Here is a 1,902-nt window from a genome sequence, read left to right on the forward strand (position 1 = left end):
CGCGCCGCGCGCCGCCGCGCCGGCGCCGGCCGCCGCGGACGCCCGGCGCAAGCCGACGCCGCCCGAGAAGACCCACGCCGAGGAGTACTACTTCGTCAAGCAGATGAACGCGAAGACCCCGATGGTCGTCGCGCTCGTGGACGGCGAGGTCCTGCGCGGCTGGATCGAGTGGTACGACGAAGAGTGCGTCAAGCTGAACCGCACGGACGCGCCGAACCTGCTGCTCTACAAGCGGCACGTCAAGTACATCTACAAGGATCCCGAGGCCCCGGCGGCGGAATGAAGACCCGGGGCGAGCAGGATCTCCCGAAGGAACGGCCCTCGCTGGTCCTGACGATGGGGGATCCCTGCGGCGTCGGGCCCGAGGTCGTCCTCAAGGGCCTCGCCGACGAGCGGCTCGCCGCCGCCGCGCGGCTGGTCGTCGTCGGCGAAGAGGGAATCCTGCGGCGGACGGCCCGCGAGCAGAAGCTGCGCTGGCCGTTCGCCGGCGTCGTCCGCGAACTGCCCGCGGAGCGTTGGGAAAAGCCGCTGCTGCTCGCGGTGCGCGAGCCGAGCGAGGAGCTGCTGCCCGGCCGGATCTGCGCCGCGGGCGGCCGCGTCGCCGTCGAGGCGATCGAGCGCGGCGTCGAGATCTGCCGCGCCGGCCGCGCGGCGGGGATCGTCACCGCGCCGATCCACAAAGAAGCGATCTCGCTCGCCGGCATCCCCGAGCCGGGGCACACCGAGATGCTCGCCCGCCTCACCGGCGCGCCGCGCGTGGCGATGATGTTCTGGACGCCGGACTTCAGCGTCGCGCTTCTTTCGACGCACCTCGCGCTGGCCGAGGCGATCCGCAAGGTCCGCTGCAAGCGGATCCTCGAGCAGCTCGTCTTCGTCGAGCGGGAGTGGCGGCGCCTCTTCGGCCGCGCGCCGCGCGTCGCCGTCGCCGGCCTCAACCCGCATTCGGGCGAAGGCGGGCGGTTCGGCGTCGAGGAGTCGCTCTACATCCGCCCGGCGGTCGAGAAGGCGCGCGAGGACGGGCTGATCGTCAACGGCCCCGTGCCGCCGGACAGCGTCTTCGCCCAGGCCAAGGAAGGGCGCTACGACCTCGTGCTCGCGCTCTACCACGACCAGGCGACGATTCCGGTGAAGACCTGCTACGGGCGCCGCGCCGTCAACGTCACGCTCGGCCTTCCGTTCGTGCGGACGTCGGTCGATCACGGCACGGCGATGGACATCGCCGGCAAGGGGATCGCCTCCGAAGAGAGCGTCGTCGCGGCCACCCTTCTCGGCGCGCGCCTCGCCGCCGTCGCCTCCGCGCCCGCCGCCGACTGATCCGTTCGCGCCGCGGCGCGGCGTTCAGTCGCCGAGGTGCGGGCCGACGAGCTGCAGCAGCTCGCGGTGGACCGCGGGGGCGCCGCAGACGATCGCCCCGCTCGCCAGAAAGCGCCGGCCGCCGCGCATGTCGGTGACGACGCCGCCCGCCTCCTCGACCAGCAACGCGCCGGCCGCCATGTCCCACGGCCCGAGACCTTCCTCCCAGAAGCCGTCGAACCGCCCCGCGGCGACCGCGCAGAGGTCGAGCGCGGCCGAGCCGGCGCGGCGGATGCCGGCGGTGTCGGCGACGACGGCGCGGAAGCTGGCGAGGTACTTGTCGAGGCGATCCTGCTTGCGGAACGGGAACCCGGTGCCGATCAGCGCGTCGGCGATGCCGGGACGCGACGAGACGCGGATCGGCGTCCCGCCCTGCGTCGCCCCCTCGCCGCGCGCCGCGGCGTAGACCTCGCCGCGCGGCACGTCGACGACGACGCCCGCGACCACCTCGCCGTCCCGCGCGACGGCGACCGAGACGGCGAAGACGGGGTAGCCGTGGATGAAGTTCGTCGTGCCGTCGAGCGGATCGACGATCCAGACGAACCCCGG

At 73.6% G+C, this 1,902-nt stretch carries 3 protein-coding genes; 2 read left to right on the plus strand and 1 reads right to left on the minus strand.

The window, feature by feature from the left end:
• Window positions 1-283, plus strand: a 283-nt coding sequence (locus tag LLG88_10930; GenBank protein ID MCE5247415.1) for an RNA chaperone Hfq, incomplete at its 5' end; no start/stop codon positions are given.
• On the plus strand, window positions 280-1,314 hold the full coding sequence (gene pdxA, locus LLG88_10935) for a 4-hydroxythreonine-4-phosphate dehydrogenase PdxA (GenBank protein MCE5247416.1): 1,035 nt from the start codon (window positions 280-282) through the stop codon (window positions 1,312-1,314). The genes LLG88_10930 and pdxA, both read left to right, overlap by 4 nt.
• Before the next feature lie 24 nt (window positions 1,315-1,338).
• On the opposite strand, the gene LLG88_10940 is transcribed toward pdxA, so the two are convergent.
• Window positions 1,339-1,887, minus strand: a complete 549-nt coding sequence (locus LLG88_10940; GenBank protein MCE5247417.1) for an inositol monophosphatase — start codon at window positions 1,885-1,887, stop codon at window positions 1,339-1,341.
• Between the last annotated feature and the right edge of the window lie 15 nt (window positions 1,888-1,902).

This window comes from bacterium, from assembly GCA_021372775.1.
Taxonomy (GTDB): Bacteria; Acidobacteriota; Polarisedimenticolia; order J045; family J045; genus JAJFTU01.

Excerpts from the sequence above, each read along its gene's own strand:
- pdxA (MCE5247416.1), top strand. The coding sequence starts at position 280 with ATGAAGACCCGGGGCGAGCAGGATCTCCCGAAGGAACGGCCCTCGCTG.